This window comes from Verrucomicrobiia bacterium, from assembly GCA_035946615.1.
GTDB lineage: Bacteria > Verrucomicrobiota > Verrucomicrobiia > Limisphaerales > UBA8199 > DASYZB01.
This window is the reverse complement of record DASYZB010000029.1, coordinates 16446-33868: the sequence shown is the minus strand read 5'-3', so window position 1 is coordinate 33868 and position 17423 is coordinate 16446. Positions and strand designations below refer to the sequence as shown.

At 58.5% G+C, this 17423-nt stretch carries 15 protein-coding genes; 7 read left to right on the top strand and 8 right to left on the bottom strand.

Features of this window, described 5'->3' with window-relative positions:
* The coding region (locus VG146_04660) for a helix-turn-helix domain-containing protein (protein HEV2391639.1) at nucleotides 1-381 on the top strand (381 nt) is incomplete at its 5' end.
* Nucleotides 382-598: 217 nt separating this feature from the next.
* A complete protein-coding gene (locus VG146_04655) occupies nucleotides 599-940 on the top strand; it encodes an isoamylase early set domain-containing protein (GenBank protein HEV2391638.1) in 342 nt (113 codons plus the stop codon).
* A gap of 242 nt (nucleotides 941-1182) precedes the next feature.
* Here VG146_04655 and VG146_04650 read toward each other — a convergent pair whose 3' ends face one another.
* The 3 genes from VG146_04650 to VG146_04640 form a co-directional block, all read right to left on the bottom strand.
* A complete protein-coding gene (locus VG146_04650; protein HEV2391637.1) occupies nucleotides 1183-1833 on the bottom strand; it encodes a type II secretion system protein in 651 nt (216 codons plus the stop codon).
* A gap of 26 nt (nucleotides 1834-1859) precedes the next feature.
* Nucleotides 1860-2747, bottom strand: coding sequence for a hypothetical protein (locus VG146_04645; protein HEV2391636.1), 888 nt, complete (start codon nucleotides 2745-2747; stop codon nucleotides 1860-1862).
* A gap of 148 nt (nucleotides 2748-2895) precedes the next feature.
* Complete coding sequence (locus VG146_04640) at nucleotides 2896-3450, bottom strand: lytic transglycosylase domain-containing protein (protein ID HEV2391635.1); 555 nt, start codon at nucleotides 3448-3450, stop codon at nucleotides 2896-2898.
* 266 nt (nucleotides 3451-3716) lie between these two features.
* Between VG146_04640 and priA the strand changes: the two genes are divergently transcribed.
* Nucleotides 3717-5978: a primosomal protein N' gene (priA, locus tag VG146_04635; GenBank protein HEV2391634.1), complete on the top strand. Its 2262-nt coding sequence runs from the start codon at nucleotides 3717-3719 to the stop codon at nucleotides 5976-5978.
* A gap of 136 nt (nucleotides 5979-6114) precedes the next feature.
* On the opposite strand, the gene VG146_04630 is transcribed toward priA, so the two are convergent.
* Genes VG146_04630 through VG146_04615 form a run of 4 tightly spaced genes read right to left on the bottom strand, consistent with a single transcriptional unit; the run spans nucleotide 6115 to nucleotide 12462 of the window.
* A complete protein-coding gene (locus tag VG146_04630) occupies nucleotides 6115-7122 on the bottom strand; it encodes an MraY family glycosyltransferase (protein HEV2391633.1) in 1008 nt (335 codons plus the stop codon).
* Nucleotides 7119-8300, bottom strand: coding sequence for a glycosyltransferase family 4 protein (locus VG146_04625; protein ID HEV2391632.1), 1182 nt, complete (start codon nucleotides 8298-8300; stop codon nucleotides 7119-7121). Before VG146_04625 ends, VG146_04630 begins: the two co-directional genes overlap by 4 nt.
* Nucleotides 8301-8309: 9 nt before the next feature.
* Nucleotides 8310-11261 carry a tetratricopeptide repeat protein gene (locus VG146_04620; protein ID HEV2391631.1) on the bottom strand — a complete coding sequence of 984 codons (2952 nt, stop codon included), beginning with the start codon at nucleotides 11259-11261 and terminating at the stop codon, nucleotides 8310-8312.
* 43 nt (nucleotides 11262-11304) lie between these two features.
* On the bottom strand, nucleotides 11305-12462 hold the full coding sequence (locus tag VG146_04615) for a class I SAM-dependent RNA methyltransferase (GenBank protein HEV2391630.1): 1158 nt from the start codon (nucleotides 12460-12462) through the stop codon (nucleotides 11305-11307).
* Between the two features lie 266 nt (nucleotides 12463-12728).
* Here VG146_04615 and VG146_04610 point away from each other — a divergent pair, with 266 nt between their 5' ends.
* From VG146_04610 to VG146_04595, 4 genes are all read left to right on the top strand, one after another.
* The gene (locus VG146_04610) at nucleotides 12729-13034 is read left to right on the top strand and encodes an MTH1187 family thiamine-binding protein (GenBank protein ID HEV2391629.1); all 306 of its coding nucleotides are present in this window, start codon (nucleotides 12729-12731) and stop codon (nucleotides 13032-13034) included.
* Between the two features lie 23 nt (nucleotides 13035-13057).
* Nucleotides 13058-13387, top strand: a complete 330-nt coding sequence (locus VG146_04605; protein ID HEV2391628.1) for a hypothetical protein — start codon at nucleotides 13058-13060, stop codon at nucleotides 13385-13387.
* Between the two features lie 587 nt (nucleotides 13388-13974).
* Nucleotides 13975-14370, top strand: coding sequence for a cupin domain-containing protein (locus tag VG146_04600; GenBank protein ID HEV2391627.1), 396 nt, complete (start codon nucleotides 13975-13977; stop codon nucleotides 14368-14370).
* Nucleotides 14371-15162: 792 nt separating this feature from the next.
* The gene (locus tag VG146_04595) at nucleotides 15163-16050 is read left to right on the top strand and encodes a DNA adenine methylase (protein ID HEV2391626.1); all 888 of its coding nucleotides are present in this window, start codon (nucleotides 15163-15165) and stop codon (nucleotides 16048-16050) included.
* A gap of 69 nt (nucleotides 16051-16119) precedes the next feature.
* Here VG146_04595 and VG146_04590 read toward each other — a convergent pair whose 3' ends face one another.
* Complete coding sequence (locus VG146_04590; protein HEV2391625.1) at nucleotides 16120-17421, bottom strand: TrpB-like pyridoxal phosphate-dependent enzyme; 1302 nt, start codon at nucleotides 17419-17421, stop codon at nucleotides 16120-16122.
* Between the last annotated feature and the right edge of the window lie 2 nt (nucleotides 17422-17423).

The following is a 17423-nucleotide window of genomic DNA, read 5'->3' as shown; positions in this document are numbered from 1 at the left end:
GTTGTTTCTTACGGGGCCTTAACCGGCCGCAGCCTGAGCATCGAGGTCGTGGAAGGTTTGCTGAGGGAAATTCTCCATGAGGAAGGCCGCCACGCGATCAGCATCGAAGTGATCCAAAAGAAAATCGCAGAGCACTTCGATATCCGACTGGCAGACATGAGCAGCAGGCGCCGGCCGGAAAACATCGCGTTCCCACGTCAGATCGCCATGTTCTTCTCGCGGCAGATGACCGACTGCACTTTAAACACCATTGGCGAAGCTTTCGGCGGCCGGGATCACGGCACCGTGTTGCATGCCTGCAAGCTCGTTCAAGATCGGATGGAAGTGGATCCCCAGGTTCGCGAGGTGGTCGGGCGTTTGGAGAGGAAGCTGGGCGGGTGAATTCGCCCGAATCATCATAACGACGCTCAATTCCCCATCTACCGGATGGTGTTCGAAGAGCCACGTGCCGTGAGTGATGGCGAGGAAACCGCGTAATGGACATGAGAATGTCACAGGATTTTATTGTCAAAAGCTTGAAAGCTTCGGCGCGATAGCGGATGCTGACGAAAGTTAAGAGAGTTTAAAAACGATTTAAAAACAAACTGGAGAATTGAACATGGAACTTCGACATACAAAACCCCTCAGGGCCACGCGCCCGAGCGGACGCTCCGTCATGCGCCCGGTTAAAGGAACCGCCAAAACCACCAAAGAGGTGGCGTTTGCCATCGATAAGCCCGCAGCCCAAAACGTCCTGCTCGCCGGGACATTCAACGAGTGGATTCCCGAGCGCACGCCCTTGCGCAAGGATGCACAGGGTAAATGGACGACTACCCTGTCCCTCGCTCCAGGCCGTTACGAGTACCGCTTCGTGGCGGACGGTCAGTGGCTGAGCGATCCAACCGCCAAAGAATCCGTTCCGAACGATTTTGGCAGCGCCAATTCAGTGATAGCCGTTTGAACGGCGCGGACCAGCGCCGGAAGTCGCGCTAGCGTTTTGGACTGCGGTAGTCCTCTACCGCTTTTGGATGTCCTTTCATTCCGACCTCGCTCGGCCAATTCAAGGCCATTGGGCGTGAGAGTGGAACTTTACGCAAGGTGCGGCCTAAAAGCGCCAGGGGACTGGCGCAGTCCACGACGCTTCGCGCGGACCAGGGCCGACCCAAGCGGGTGGGCCTGGTTATGCCCGCCGACTCCAACGCGTCATTCGTTCAGGGTGTTGAGCGGGGCGACGTGGCCATCCATATAGACGACGTTCTTGCCCGGTTTGGGCGGGCGTGGGTGGAACTCCTCGTAGTCGAGAAAGAGCGGCGTGGTGTCGGGTGGAAAGCGCAGCACCATGTTTGTGCTTTGGACGATTACTCCGTTGGTCGCAGTCACCAGGAACAGGTTGGCGGTGCGGGTTTCATCAATCCGGTGACCGTTCAGGTCCGCGTTCCATTCATAACTCGAACCCTCGGCGGCAAAGAGGCCTTTATCGTCCCTGGGACATTTGAATACGGTGGCGCTGTTGGTGCTGGTGCCGGCGGCCCTGGCGACATACGAAGCCAGCACGTCGCAGATGCGCGGCAGCGGTTTTTGCGGATTGATCGGCTCCGTGGGCAGTATCTCCGCGCTGGGCAGCAGATTATTGTTATCATCGGCGTAGAGGCGCGTGGCAATCCCCAGTTGACGGAGGTTGTTCACGCAAACCGTGTTGTAGGCCTTGGCTTTGGCCCGCGCCAGGGCAGGCAACAGCAGGCTGGCCAGAATTCCGGTAATTGCGAGCACCACGAGCAATTCGATTAAGGTAAAGGCGCGCACGGCAATCCAGGTTATGACGCGGCGATTGGGGCAGGAAGTTATTGAGTTCATAGAATAAGGGCCAACAGAGCCGGTTGCTATTTAATGTTTAACCCCAGGCGCTGGCGCTCGCGCTCGACCCGCTGTTGCGGCGTGAGCCTGGCAAAGCGATCGTTTGGATTGGCCCTCAGAGGGCCAAAGCCGGGGCGTCCACGCGGAGGCACTCCGAAGCCGACACCCATGATGGATTTGGTGAACGCCAGGTAAGTGGTCCATTTGCCATGCACCTTTTGCGCCGTATCCGCAGCGGCCTGGGCTGTAGCGGTCTGATTCGTATCGCTCCCAAGCCGGGCATCGAGCGCCGAGTCGATGATTAATTCCTCCGGGGACCACAGTTCCACCTGGCCATTGCCGTTTTGAATAATCATGGGGCCATTGAGCGTGCGCCTCATCATCATCGGCCCACGCCGCCCTGCCATTGGGCCCAAACCGCCTGGCGGGGGAGCATCACCCATCCCTCGAGGCAAGTCGCCGGGCGGAAATAGTCGAGGTCCGCCCTCTGCATGGCCTCCGCCTTCCAGGCCATGCTCACCCAGGGAGGCACTGGGCGCCAGCTTCGTCCAACCCGCAGATTCAACCATTCCATTCCCGCCCAGGGCGGAATCCAGTTTCGCAAGAGCAGCGCCTGAGTCGTAAACCGCGTAGAGCCTGGACCACCGCGCGCCGGCCTGTTCGGCGATTCGGTCCAGCACGTCGGCAAGAGGTTTGTCCGTCACATGCATCGTGATGCGGGCGTCCAAGGCCTTTTCGGCGCGGATTTTTGTCCAGGTTTGTCTTTCAAGGCTGAGCAAGACATCAGCCAAAGGAGCGTTGCGGACATCCAACGTGACGATTTGATGACGCACTCGCCAGACTACTCGCCCAAACCATAACCCTCCGGCAACGACGACGATTCCCACGCCAAGAAGCAGATGTTTCGTTTTCATTTCGACTTCATTCGATCCCAAACTTCCCCGCCACTCTGAGCCGGTTCAAACGCGTCCGCGATTGGAATGTGACCGAGGCAGGCTAGAGTTGGGACGAACCGGGCAAGGCAAGGGACAAACAAAGCAGGTGCAGGCCAAGACCTTTAGGCTAATGCCCAAAAACTGGCCGGTAGCGCTCATAACGCCGGAGAACCGCTTGGACATAGAGTCGCGTGGCTGGGAAACCGATCTGCTCGATAAATGCGCTGCTATTGGTCGCTGCTTCTCCTTTGTTCCATTTCAGCACATTGCCTCGGCCGGCGTTGTAGTCGGCCAGGGCATAAGGCAGGGGGTTGTCCGCCAGGGTGTAACGCCTGAGCAGTTTTCTCAGATACCATGTCCCGGCCAGAGTGTTGGTGAGCGGATTGAGGCACTGCTCGTGTGCGAAGCCGCTGACGTGCTCCGCTTCAGCCCACTCGCGCGCCGCCTCCTCCTGAAGCTGCATTAAACCCAGCTCGCCGAAGCGTCCTCGGATACTTGGGTGAAAATGACTTTCGCGCCAAACTACCGCTTTGATCAGGGCCGGCTCGAGCCCATAGCGTTGCGCAGCAGCGCGAATGGGTTCATCCTGGCTCCGCTCCAGGCGTCCCTCCCACCACCAATGGCCGACCCAGGCGGTTATCAACCCCAACAGCAGAACGAGAAATTGCCCGCGCCACTTCATAGTGGTTATTTAACCCGAACTAGAACCGGGAGAGAAGCATGAACACGAGGTTCATCGACCAAAGAATCGTGCGAGCCTTTGGCCTGTTACTCAATCCCAAACATACTGTTCATCAAACGCGATGTGGTACTTTTTCAATAAATCACGATACTCCTCCTGGGCGTTGCCCTGGGCTGATATGAGACAGGCCGTTGGCCTGAACCAACTTCATCCTTTCCAAATAGTCTGGACAGGCCCGGACCGAACCGGAACATTCCGAGGCAGAAATGATCGCTCGCGTCACGCTTGAGGTTGCCTTGCGCAAGGAATTTGATTACCTGGTGCCGCCGGAGCTAGAGGATTCGATTGAGTTGGGGAGCCGTGTGCAGGTGCCTTTTGGGCCGAGGAAAGTGCTGGGCTGTGTGACGGGGTTGGCTGAGGAATCGGACCAGAGCCGGCTCAAGCCGGTGCTCAAGGTGCTGGGGGCCCAGTCGCTGGTGACGCCAAAGATACTCAAGCTGGCTCGCTGGATTGGCGAGTACTACTGCTGCGCGCCTGAGACCGCCTTGAAATCAGTGCTCCCGCAGGCCGTGCGCCAAGAAGAGGCGGGATGGCGCGAGCGCCTCTACGTGAGCGCCCTGGCGCAGGCTGGGGAATTGCCCAAGCTGCCAAAGCGCCAGAAGGAGGTTTGGGAATTTATCGAGCAGGGGCGCGAGTTGCCCGTGCAGGAAGTGCTTAAGCATTTTCATACTACCGCTGCAACGCTGCGCCGGCTCGAGGACAGAGGATTGGTTGCCATCGCGCCGCAGATATCCGAACGCGATCCTTACGCCCGCGAGCATATCCTTCCCAGCCAATCGCTCCCGCTCAACCCTGCCCAGGCCAAGGCCCTGGAAGCAATCGTCACGCGAATGGAGGGAGAACGGGTGGCAAACGGCCTCGAGCCCAAGGCCAATGAGAAGGCCCAGAGCCCTTCGGTTTTCCTTCTGCATGGCGTGACCGGCAGCGGCAAAACCGAAGTCTATCTCCAGGCCCTCGCCCATGCCCTCGCGCGCGGACAAGGCGCCATTGTCCTGGTTCCAGAAATCTCTCTCACGCCGCAGACCGTGGAGCGATTTAAAGCGCGGTTCAGTTCGGGCCGGCAGCAGACGCTCGTGGCGGTTTTGCACAGCCATTTGTCCTCTGGCGAACGCCATGACGAATGGCACAAAATCCGACAGGGCCGCGCGCGGATTGTCATTGGAGCGCGTTCGGCGATTTTTGCCCCGGTCGATCCGCTGGGACTGATCATTGTGGATGAAGAGCACGAACAAAGTTACAAGCAGGAAGAGGCGCCGCGTTACCAGGCGCGTGACCTGGCGATCTTGCGTGGCCAGATGGAAGGGGCCGCGGTGGTTTTGGGGTCAGCCACCCCATCGCTGGAGAGCTATCATAACTGTCTGCGTGGCAAGTACCGGCTGCTGGAATTGCTTGAGCGCGCAGATAACAAAACCATGCCGCTGGTGCGCATTGTAGATATGCGCCAGACGATACGACGCGCCGAGAGCATCCCGATTCTTTCGCCGCAACTCAAAGAGGCGATCACGCAACGGCTCGAAAAGAAGGAGCAGGTCATCCTTTTTCTGAACCGGCGCGGCTACGCCACTTCCCTGCAATGCCTCCAATGCGGTTATGTGGCCAATTGCCCCAACTGCAGCCTGACCCTGACCTATCATCGGCAGGAGGCGCGCCTATGCTGTCATCTGTGCGGTCACGTCGAGCCGGTTCCGCCGGTCTGTCCCAGCCCGGGCTGCGGGAACCCGGCGATTCGTTACGCCGGCCTGGGCACGCAGAAAGTAGAAGATGTCCTGCTCAAGCTTTTCCCTCATGCGCGAACGGTGCGCATGGATGCTGATGCGTTGAAACGCAAGGAAGATTACCGGCGAATCCTGGGTGATTTCCGCGCCGGCAAGATTGATATTCTCCTGGGGACCCAAATGATAGCCAAAGGCCTGCACTTCCCGAATGTGACATTGGTGGGCATTATTTACGCCGATCTCGCCCTGCACCGACCGGATTTCCGGGCTGGTGAACGCACCTTCCAGTTGCTCACGCAAGTTGCCGGCCGAGCCGGGCGCGGCGAGGTCGAAGGGGAAGTCTTTGTGCAGGCATTCACCCCCTTTCACCCGGCCATTCAGTTTGCGCGCCGGCATGACTTCACCGGATTTTACGAGCAGGAAATCGAGTTTCGCCAGCAACTCTCCTATCCGCCCTTCAGCCGCATTGCGCTGCTCACTCTGAAAGGGCGCAATGAGGACAAGGTGAAATTCTCAGCCGACCACCTTAAAGGCGAGTTGGAGAAGCGGCTGGCGGGTTTTAAGGATTTGATTATGGCCGGACCGGCGCCCGCGCCGTTGCTGCGGGCAGAGGCCTTTTACCGTTACCAGGTGATGCTTCGCACGCGGCGAATGAGCGCCCTGAGCAGCCAATTGGCGCAGTTCATGCAAAAATTAGCGCTGCCCGAGGGGGTTTCTCTCATCGTGGACATTGACCCCGTCGAGCTAGGCTAAGGGTCCTTTTGTCTGGATTGGGTGAAGGGACACAACGGGAGGCCATCCTACTGAGAGAACCGTGGGATGGACTACACAAGAGGGGTCCCTCTCTCCTTCAGAAGGGGAGAGGGAGAAGCGGCCTAGCGACATCCTGTTAGAGCAAGACCAGCCCGCCGATTAATGCCGCCATTAGCCAGATGAGCAGGACTGCGCGGGTTTGGGAAAGGCCGAGGCGGACGAGGCGATGGGACAGGTGATTGGTATCGCCGAGGTAAAAGGGTTTGCCGGCTCGCCACCGGATGAGGACTACCGAAACCAAATCGGCCAGCGGAATGCCGAGCACCACCAGAGGAATCAGCACCGCGAAGGGGCGAGGATGCTTGGGCGAGTAAAAGTGCGGCAGAATGGCCAAAACGGCCAGGAGATAACCCACCAGATGGCTCCCTGCATCGCCCAGAAAAGCTCGCGCGCGAGGGAAGTTATACGGCAGAAAACCGAGCAACGCCCCAAAAGTCAGGAAAGCGATTAACGCTACGAGATACTGGCCTTCAACGGCTGCAATGGCCCCAAAGTACAACGAGCCGATAGCTCCTAGCCCGGCACAAAGCCCGTTCATGTTGTCCATGAAGTTAAACGCGTTTACCAGCGTCAGAATCCAAAGGATCGTTATGGCATAATGAAAAAGGGTGTTATGCACAAACAAGGTGATGCGCGCGCCGCTGGCAGCAACCAATAACGCAATCAAGAATTGCCCGGCAAACTTTGGCCCGGGACGCAGCTCGCGTTTGTCGTCCAGCCAGCCCACCAGCAGCATGCCAACCGCCCCTAGCAGGATGCCGCCCAACTCGGGTCCGCGCCGGCTGAGGCCGTGAAAAAGGAGAAATGCGGCGCGCGGGTTAAGGGCGGAATGAGGCGGGTGAGCTGGCGGATTGGCGCGTTGCCACCAGAGCAGTGCCGAGGCGGCTAGAATGGGCACGAGTAATCCAGTCATCACAGCCAGGCCACCGGCCAGGGCAATAGGCTGCTCGTGAATCTTGCGCTGGCCGGGTTCGTCCACCAGCCCTGTGCGCAGACACCACTGGCGCCATAAGGGCAAGGATAAAGCGACCACCAGCCAGGCGCTCCCCATGGCCGCCAGATAAGCATTCTGTGGAAAATTCACGCCGTAGCGAGTGGTTGGGGTTGGGCTTGGTCTGCCAGCCTCAAATAAAGACGGTGCAGCTCATCCACCATTTGCTGGACTCCAAAGCGTTCACGGACAAATTGGCGCCCCCGCTCGCCCAAGCGGGCCCGGAGCGCCGGGTCGCCCGCCAGTTCGAGCAACCGCTGGCGCAGCAATACCAGGTCGCCGGGTCGCACCAAAAAGCCGGTCTCCTTATCGAGGCAAACCTCTCGAGCGCCATCCCGATCGTAGGCCACGACCGGACGCCCTGCCGCCAAGGCTTGGGGGAGCGCGCGAGGGAGCCCTTCGCGGGCCGACAGGTGCGTGACGATGTCCATCACTCCCATGAGCGAGGCGACTTTCTCGGGCGCAACAAGACCGGCAAAAACAAAGTGCTGCTGCAATCCAAGCGAGCGGGTCTGGGCTTCAAAACGCCCGCGCCAATCGCCATCACCAACTAACAGGAACTTTAGACGCGGGCAACTTTTGACCAGAGCCGGCGCTGCGGCAAAGAGGTCGTCATGCCCTTTCAGACCCACCAGGCGGGCGATTTTACCCACCACGATATCTTCGGGACCCAAGCCAAGGCTGGCGCGCAACTGCAAATCATTGCGCGCTTCGAGAAATGGTTCCAGGGCGAACCCGCTAAAGATGCGGGTGTATTGAGCAGGATGACCGATGCCTGCGGCCAGGTATTGCTGTTTCATGGCGTCAGCAACCACGACAAAATGCGTGGTCACCCTGGCTGCGTAGCGCTCGGCAGCCCGGAAAGCCAAATTGGCCAGGGGTCCCTGAAAGGAACCAAATGAAGGGCCGTGAATCGTATGGACGATAATTGGAACGCCGACGCGGGCTGCGGCGAGCCTGCCAATCACGCCGGCTTTGCCGCTGTGGGTGTGAACGACATCGGGGCGCATGGCTCGCAAAATAGCCGTGAGCCGCTGCAGTGCGCGCCCATCTTTCCAGGGATTGACTGGCCGCACCAGCTCAGGAAGTATCTCGAGCACTTCAGGGCAGCCGGAGAACTTGGTTTCTAACGAACCCTCCGGGCCTTCAGAGAGGCCCGTGATTAAGTGAACCTCCAGACCCGGTTTTTGACGCAGCCCCAGAACGGATGCGGCGGTGTTTTCCTGGGCGCCCCCGACGATTAAGCGAGTGATGATGTGTACGACCCGCATCCTGGGGCGTCAGGGCGAGCCGGGCTGCAACTCCTTAAGACGCGCCACGACGAAGGAAGCCTCGGCGGTGTTGGTTGGGGCATGGGCCAGATAGAGCTGATAATTCTGCACAGCGGCATTGGTGTCCTTCTTGCGATAGGCGATTTCTGCCAGCCCGTAATAAAACTGAAACCCTGCCGGAAAGGCCTTATGGAGTTGCTCGTAATCCTGCTGGGCCTCATCGAGCTTATCGGTCCGCAGATAAGCGATGGCGCGGTTAAACAGGGCCGAGTAGTGCAATTCAGGAGGAAAGTTGCTCGAGTTCATTTCCAAGACCCGCGTCAGGGGTGGAATGGCTTGCGCAAACGATTTCAATTGCAGGTAGGCGTAACCCTTGTTGACGAGGGTGCCCGGATCGTCGGGAGTTTGTTTCAATTGGTCATCGAGGATGGCCACCGCGTTGGAGTAATAGCCGAAATTCATGAAAAGCCGCGTGGCCACGGTTAAGAGGTCCTGGTTGCCGGGATAGTGGTTCAGGGCGCTCTGGACCACCTGGGCAGCGGCGGCGGAGTCCTTCTTGGCGAGCCACGCCGCGGTTTGGACCCAAAGCAACTCGGCTTCGTTGGTTGGGCCAAAGCCGAACCGCTCCGGTTGTTGCCGGATTTCATCGGTAATTTGCAGAGCGCGGTCCGGCATCTGATTGACGATGCACAACCGCCCGAGCAACAGACGGGAGGGCAGATGATCGGGCGCCAATTGGGTTACGCGCTCAAACTGCTGGGCCGCCTGACGGTAACTGCCGGATTCGACGAATACCTGTCCTTCCTGCAGGCAGAAGCTTGGTTCGTCGAAAGGGCCATTGTCTCTGAGCATCTGGAGGCCACTGCGATATTTGGCCAATTGGTCCTGAACGGCTTTGGGCAACGGCACTGTGGAGGATTCGCCGGCCTGCAGATGACGATTGCACTCGAGGTTGACCTTGGCGGCGACATTGTCCGGGTTCAGGTCCAGGGCGCGGTCGAAATGAGCCTGGGCCTCCTTGAGCAGGCCCTGGCGCTGCAGCTCAACACCCCAGGAGTCCAGCGCTCGGGCATAAAACTTCCCCAATAACAAGGCGCTCAGGTTGGCTTCATGCCCCAAGTGCGCCCGTTGCTCCAGCAATCCGATTAGGCCGGGGCTGCCGCTCGCGACTGGGGGAGTGCCGGCTGCATCGACCGCGTTCAAGGTCACATCATCGGCTCGCTTCCAAAAGTCCTCGTTCTCGGCGATAAGCCCTTTGCTTAAAGGCGGCGGATCGATCTGGTGGGAAGGATAGTTTTTGAGGTGATAAACGAGACCATGAGGTTCGCCATAGAACAGTTCGAAATAATAGCCGAAGCTTGGATGCAAATAATAAAGACTATTGCTCGCGGCCAGGCCCGAAAGGATGGGAAGCACATCCGAGTCGTAAATCTTTTTAACATCCTTCGATGGGTTGCTCGGCCAGCGCAACGGGTAACGGCTTTTAAGGAACCGGTGATACTCAGGCGTTCGCAAGCCGGAGGTATCGATGAAGAGGAACTTCTGGCCCATGCCGGCCTGCGTCAAAGCGGATTCAAGCAGCGCGAGGCGCACGGGCTCATCGCTCAATAAGACGGCGCCCTGGGCGGGCAGATGCTCCGCTGTGAGGGCCGCAAATTGCCTTAACATGGGGCCGTTGGTGGTGCGAATTGCGGGGAGGTTGCGATAAACCAGCAGCAGCGGAACGGCGACTAGCAGCACGTAAACGGCGCTCACAACCGCTCGACTCAGCAAAACCAGGTAGGCAGGTTGAGGCCGGTGGAAGCGGCGGTGGGGCCGGGCGCCGAACACCAGCAGCAAGTAGCCGCTGTAGTAACCGATGCTCAAAGCGCCCAGGTAATAAAGGGTCAGCATCGGCAGGCCAGGCAGGAGATGGCGCGGGCTGAATTTGTCGGGGTCCAAAGCAACCCAGAGACACACCAGCAGCACAGCGCCGTGAAAGAGGTGGAAGATGTTATTGGCCAGGGCAATGCCCAGCTTGCTGATGTCCCCGGAGAATCTGGGCCAACGGATGCTCATGATCACAACCGGCAGCAGCGTCGGCAGCGCCAGAACCCATAGCGGGCGGTCGGCCAGGCCATGAAGGAGCGCCGTTTTGCTAAAGGGCAACAAAAAGAGAAACTGCTTCTGAGATGCGAGATTATATTTGAGCGCCTGCCAAAACGTGACGGGCGAGGAGCTGGACACTGCGCTGACCAGTGGCAGCAGCAAATAGAGGGACAACCCGGCCACACCAACCAGGAACATCCGCGAGAGGAATCGCCCGTTAAAGAAGGTAAGGCCCTTAATCCAGATGAGGGCGGCGATATAGGCTGGGAAAAAACCCACCATGCCCCAATCATTGGCCATCCCCGCTCCATACACCAGGGCTGCCCGCAACAGCCAGGAATCGCGGCCCTCGATGCGGTACTCGAGCAGGCATCGGATGATATAGGCAAAGACCAGCAAATCGAGCATGTCTTTCGAGGCGATCGTCGCATTCTCCCAGAAGGTCAATTGCAACCCGCAGACCAGCACCGCCAAGACCGGAGGCAGCCACGCGGCGGGTATGGACAGGGACGAGTCATCGCTCCGTTCGCGGATGCGCTGCTCTTCAGTCCGATCCTGGGGGAGCAAGGCGACCGAGCGGGCTAGCAGCGCCAGAGTCAGACCAGCACAAAGAACCGACAGGAGATTCAGGGCAAGGGGAATCCACGAAAGCGGAAGCAACTGAAAGGGGGCGGTGATCAGCCAATACAGCGGCCCTTGCAACTCCGGTTGCCAGTTCCAACCTGAAACCCTGCTGATGGTGAAGAGGCTGTTAAATGCGACCCAGTGGTTGATGGTCAGCAGGTACACCGCCAACATCCCTGCGGCGAGCAGCCAGGGCAACAGCGCCGGGGTAAAGTGGTTCTCAGGGCTGGTTTCGTCTGCGCTCGTCATGCGGCGAGATAATGTTGAATCGATGCTCATGAGGTTAGCAAGTCTAATTTTGGACCGGCGCAGCCGGGATGCCTGCGCGCCGCAGGTCCGCCACGCACTCGACATGCGCGGTCTGGGGGAACATGTCCAAAGGGACCACTTGCGCCAGTCTAAAGACACCGCTGGCGCATAAAATGTTCAAGTCCCGGGCCAGAGTAGCCGGCTGGCAGGAGACATAGATGATTTGCGCCGGAGGCGCCTGGCCCAGGGCTTCCAGCAGGGTGGGAGGGCACCCCTTGCGCGGGGGGTCCAGCAGCACGGTAGTGGTTTGCGGGTCAAACCGCATCATGACCTTGGCCAGCAGCTCCTCCGCAGGCCCGGCAAGGTATTCGCCGTTACTTCGGTTGCGGATGGCGGCATTCTGCCGGGCGGCTTTTACGGCCATGCGGTCATATTCGATTCCAACGAACGATTCGACGAGGTCTGCCAGCTCGATACTGAAGAAACCCACACCGCAATAAACATCGGCAAGCTGACGACTGCCGCTCTGGCGCAAGCAATCCCGGACCACCTCCACGAGCCTGGGCAACAGGAAAAAATTGTTTTGAAAGAAGGAATCCGGCGGCACGTCCCAGTTTTGAGGCGGCACACGCAGGACCACTTTAAGGCCGCCTTTGGGCGGGGGCTGTGCGCGCACGGCCTGAATCTGCCGGTTGATGGCCGGTTCGGCGATCTTGCACTCTTCGATATCGACGACCAGCCGGTTATCGGCGCGAATGAAGCCGATATTCAAACCCTGCTTGAACTTGTCCCATTGGCTGCGGATCATGATGCGATTGCGGTAGCCGTAAGGCTGGGGGCATGGGATAATCTCGGCGACGCGCCCTGCCTCGATCCCCCCGATGCGCTCGAATAAATCGCAAATTTGTTTGTGTTTAATTCGCAATTGAGCCGAGTAGTTCAGGTGCTGATACTGGCATCCGCCGCACTCGCCAAAATAGCGGCAGGCCGGCTGAACACGGTCTGGTGAGGGTTCGATGACCCGCAGGAGGCGCGCGCGGCCAAAGCGCTTCTTAACCTCGACCAATTCAGCCTCAACCACCTCACCGGGCGCAGAAAAGGGGACGAACACGACAAACCCATCATGGCGCGCCACGCCTTCGCCGCCAAAGGCAACGTCATTGACGCCCAAACTGAATTTCTCGCCCACAGCGGGACCCATACTAACAGCCTAACAAGGCCGGCGAAGGCAAGGAAAGCACTTTCTCGGGTCGGAGGGCGGGGCTTGGCGGGGCTAACCGCAGAGCCGAAGCAACGAGCCGCCATTCCTGAGTGTAGGAGACGACGTAAGGAGTCTCTGATCAGGTGAAGGACGCGTTTTACCCGGTCGAAGTCGTAGATCACCCGGTAATCACCAGACTGGTGAATGCATAGCGGGCGAGAAACGCAGGCTGGACACCGGCTAAAACATGGCAGACCTATAGTGGAATGAATGTGATTGTTGATCTGTGCATCGTCCCGATCGGTGTGGGCGTTTCCTTGTCCTCGTATGTTGCAGCCTGCGAGAAGGTGCTGAGTGAAGCGGGATTGAAGAGGGTGCTGCACGCCAACGGCACGAACATCGAAGGGGAATGGGACAAGGTATTTGCCGCTGTTCGCCGCTGCCATGAAGTCGTTCACAAAATGGGCGCTCCAAGAGTTTTCACCGTGATGAAGGTCGGGACCCGAACGGACCGGACTCAGACCATGGATGAGAAGACCAACAGCGTGGAGAATAAACTGGCCTCTCTATGAACGATCCTGAAGTTGAGTAGCTAATGGATAGCGGCCATGAGTTCATACTGCAACCCGACAAAGCCCCGGAAACCCAACCGGCTTTTGCGGGCGGTCCGCCACAACCGCCACCCAGACCGCCCAAACTCACATCGCGGGATTTGTTGGAGCCTGGCGAACCGGGGAAGCGGATTTTTGTGCCGGACTACATCGAAATCCGGGACCTGGCCGAACTCCTTGGGGTAAAGCCTTTCAAAGTGGTGGCCGAAGTGGTGGAGTTACGCATCTTCAAACACGCCGACGAATTCATCGACTTTCCCACGGCATCGAGGATCGCTCAGAAGCATGGCTTTATCGTGGAAAGGCTCTTGTAACGCGCTGAGACTCATCTCCTCGAAATGCAGGCATGTCTTGCCCGCACCGACGAGCCACTCATGGCAGGGTTCGGCATGTAGGCGTTTTTTGCATCACGGTGAGCGCACCCGGTAAAAGCGTTGCTGGTTGGTAGCTTGTGAGTCGATGAAGGTTGGCCGGGGAGGAATTCTAAAGCGGGGCCGAGGGGCATCCAGTTGGTCGGAAAGGTTGAGATATTTGTCGTGGCGAGGACGCTGAAAGTGGCACCTGGGGTGTTTGTGAAGAAGAATTGAAACGCGGGGTTCGGTAGGTGTGAGGGGCTCGCTATAAGGACAAGCGACGGGGATGGAACGGCGTAGAGATATAATTCGGCTGAGGCGTCTGCCCCGCCAGCAGCCAGGACGGCCAGGTTAGGCAGCAGGGTGGCCGTGTGGAACCGGCGCCCAGCGTTCATGGTGGCGTGTTGGTTGTTCATGTGCCAACGCGGGCGTGTGATGAACTCTTGTGCCACGGCTTGCCGGGTATTATGGATTCTGCCAAGGCGAATTGCGAGAAATAAGATGCAAAAGCGCGCTGAATTATCAAATCTCAAAGAAAGGACTTAAGCATGAACATCCAAAGAGTTGGTTCACAACCCTCCAGCAAAGGTCCGGCCGACTGGTTCACCGGCACGGTGCGCATTGACTCCCCGTTCAAGGCAACCGATCCAGCGCGGGTCACGGTTGCAATCGTCTCTTTCGAGCCCGGCGCTCGAACTGCCTGGCACACCCACCCCCTGGGCCAGACCCTCCTTATCACAGCCGGCTGCGGATGGGTCCAGCGCTGGGGAGAACCGGTCGAGGAAATTCGGCCAGGTGACGTTGTCTGGTTCCCACCCGGCGAAAAACACTGGCACGGTGCCACGCCGACCGTTGCCATGACGCACATCGCTATCCAAGAACAGCTCGATGGCAAGGCCGTGGATTGGATGGAAAAGGTCAGCGACGAACAATATCGCAAATGAGAACAGCGCCTGAGGGGGTATGGCCGGATTCCTTCTAAGTAACTTACCCCATTGGGGGCGAACGCGTTTTTGTCCAGAGTCAGGTCTCTGGGGTTCCACTGGATTAATCATGCCCAAAACTGAGTTCATGGCAGGGCACCTGCAATTTTTCTGGGCAGGTGTTGTCAAACATTTACAGACCGGCTCGGTCATTCCCTGCCAGCGATTCCTCGTGCAGAGGATGATCGCGCCGATCCCGGCGAATTATACCGGGCGTGTGGTTGAACTCGGCTCAGGCACCGGCGGGCTCACTATGCGCCTGGCGGCGCGATGTCCGAAAGCCACTATTCTGGCACGCGAGATTAACCCCGTTCTGGCCGAGATCACTCGCAGGAACCTGCTCAAAGCGGGCGTGATGGCCGGGTTAAGGTCCGCGCCCAGTCCGCGCAGCAGCTTTTACCGGAGCTCATGGTTTCCTCCGCAAAAAAGCCAGGCTACGTTGTTTCGGGGCTCCCGATCGGAAACCTGCGTAAAAGCAAAGTTCTGGAACTTCTCCACGCCGTCACCCATGTGCTTTCGGAAAACGGGATGTTCATTCAGGTTCAGCATCTGCTTTGGGATCGTAAACACCTCCGTCGAGTATTTGGCCGGGTGCGCACGGTTCCCGTGTTGCTCAATGCGCCACCCGCCTTTGTTTACTACGCCCGGAATAGCAAATCCTCCGATGAGTCAGCTTGCCCGAAACGAAGCGATTAAAGGGCGATCGAAAAGAAAACATTGATCGCTGTGGGGGAATGCGGGTAAATCGGCCCGATGCTTGAACCAGACCTGCGCAAAACCAGCCTCGAAAGGATGGGCGTTGCACCGGCGATTATCGCGGCGCAGCCCTTTCTGAAATGGGCTGGGGGCAAGGGGCAACTGCTGACTCAATTGGACGGGTTGCTGCCCAAACAACTCGATATTTATTTCGAGCCGTTCACTGGCGGAGGCGCGGTATTTTTTCATCTGAAACACCGCTTTCCCCGGATGCGGGCCTTCCTGCGGGATAGCAATGCCGACTTGATTAACGCATACCAGGTGGTGCGCGATTTCCCGGACGACCTTATGGCCCGTCTCGACGAGCACCTCGCGCACTACCGCGTTGAACGTGAGCGCTATTTTTACCACATCCGCAGCCAGCACGAGGTGCCGTTCGAAGCGGTTGTCGAACGGGCTGCGCGCATGATTTTTCTGAACAAGACCTGCTTCAATGGGTTGTGGCGCGTCAATGCGCGCGGCCAATTCAACGTACCCATCGGGTCGCACAAAAATCCGGCACTATATGATCGGGGGAATATTCTGGCGGCAAGTCTGGCTTTGCAGGGCGCACACCTGGCGGTGCAAGACTTCCGCAATACAATGGAGGAAGCCGGCGCGGGCGATTTCATTTACATTGACCCGCCCTACGCGCCCGTTTCGCCCACCGCAAGCTTTACTTCCTACACAAGGGAAGAGTTTGGGTTGGAAGCGCAACGCGAGTTAGCCGGGCTCTTTGCCGGCGGGGCGCGGCGCGGCGTGCGCTTGATGCTTTCCAACTCAGATACGCCATTTATCAGGGAATTATATGGCGATTTCGTTATTCACACCGTGCGCGCCCGCCGGGCAATCAACAGTAACGGCTTGAAGCGCGGGGAAATCAATGAGGTGGTTATCACCTGCTAAGAATGAGCGTGAACCGACGATTTGGCATCCCTCAGACGCTGAACGTCAGGAAAAATTGGCCGCTCACATCTAAACATCTTCCAGGTTCCCCGTCCGATAACTCTCGTAGGCGCTCAGGTCCAGCAGGCCGTGGCCAGAAAGGTTAAACAGGAGCACCTGTTTGCGGCCACTCTGTCGTGATTCCAGGGCTGCTTTCGCGACCGCAGCAATGGCGTGAGCCGATTCGGGCGCTGGGATGAGGCCTTCGGTCTGCGCAAACAATGTGGCGGCCTCAAAGACTTTTGTCTGGTGATAAGCCTCAGCCTCGATGAGGCCCAGTTTGAGGGCGTGGCTGATCATGGGGGACATGCCGTGGTAGCGCAACCCGCCTGCGTGTATCGACGGGGGCATGAACTTATGCCCGAGTGTGTACATCATCAACAGCGGCGTCGTTTCTGCCGTATCGCCAAAATCGTACCGCAGTTCGCCTTTGGTGAGCGACGGACAGGCTGAAGGCTCGACCGCCACAAAGCGGTAGTTCTTCTTCTCGGCCAGGTTCCGGCGCAGGAAAGGAAACGCCAGCCCGGCGAAATTACTGCCCCCTCCGCAGCAGGCAAAGATGACGTCGGGCTCCTCCCCGGCCATTTGCATCTGTTGAATGGCTTCCTGGCCAATGACGGTTTGGTGCAGGCACACGTGATTGAGCACGCTGCCGAGTGAGTATTTTGTTTGGGGATGCTTTAGGGTGTCTTCGATGGCTTCGCTAATGGCAATGCCGAGGCTTCCCGGGCAATCCGGCTCTTCTGTGAGCAACTTGCGGCCATACTCGGTCTGGTCGCTGGGGCTGGGATGCACGGTTGCGCCCCAGGTATGCATCAGCATCCGCCGATAGGGCTTGTGCTGGTAGCTCACCTTGACCATGTAAATGTTGCATTCCAGTCCGAAAAGCTTGCAAGCCAATGCCAGGGAGGCGCCCCATTGCCCCGCCCCGGTCTCCGTTGCCAAACGCCGAGTGCCGGCTATTTTGTTGAAATAAGCCTGCGCGACCGAGGTGTTGACCTTGTGACTTCCGGCCGGACTGGCTCCTTCGTACTTGTAATAAATGTGAGCCGGTGTCTGCAGCGCTTTTTCGAAGCGGACCGCGCGCAACAGCGGGGTTGGACGCCAGAGGCCGTAGATTTCCCGCACTGGCTCGGGAATCTCGATCCACCGCTTCGGGCTCATCTCCTGCTGCACGAGGTTCTCAGGGAAAATCGTCAGAAGGGCGTCAGGAGTGAGGGGTTGTTTGGTGCCGGGGTGCAATGGTGGAGGCAGGGGCTGGGGAAGGTCTGCGAGGAGGTTGTACCAAGTTTTGGGGATGTCGGCTTGAGTGAGGTCGAAACGGGTTTGCATGA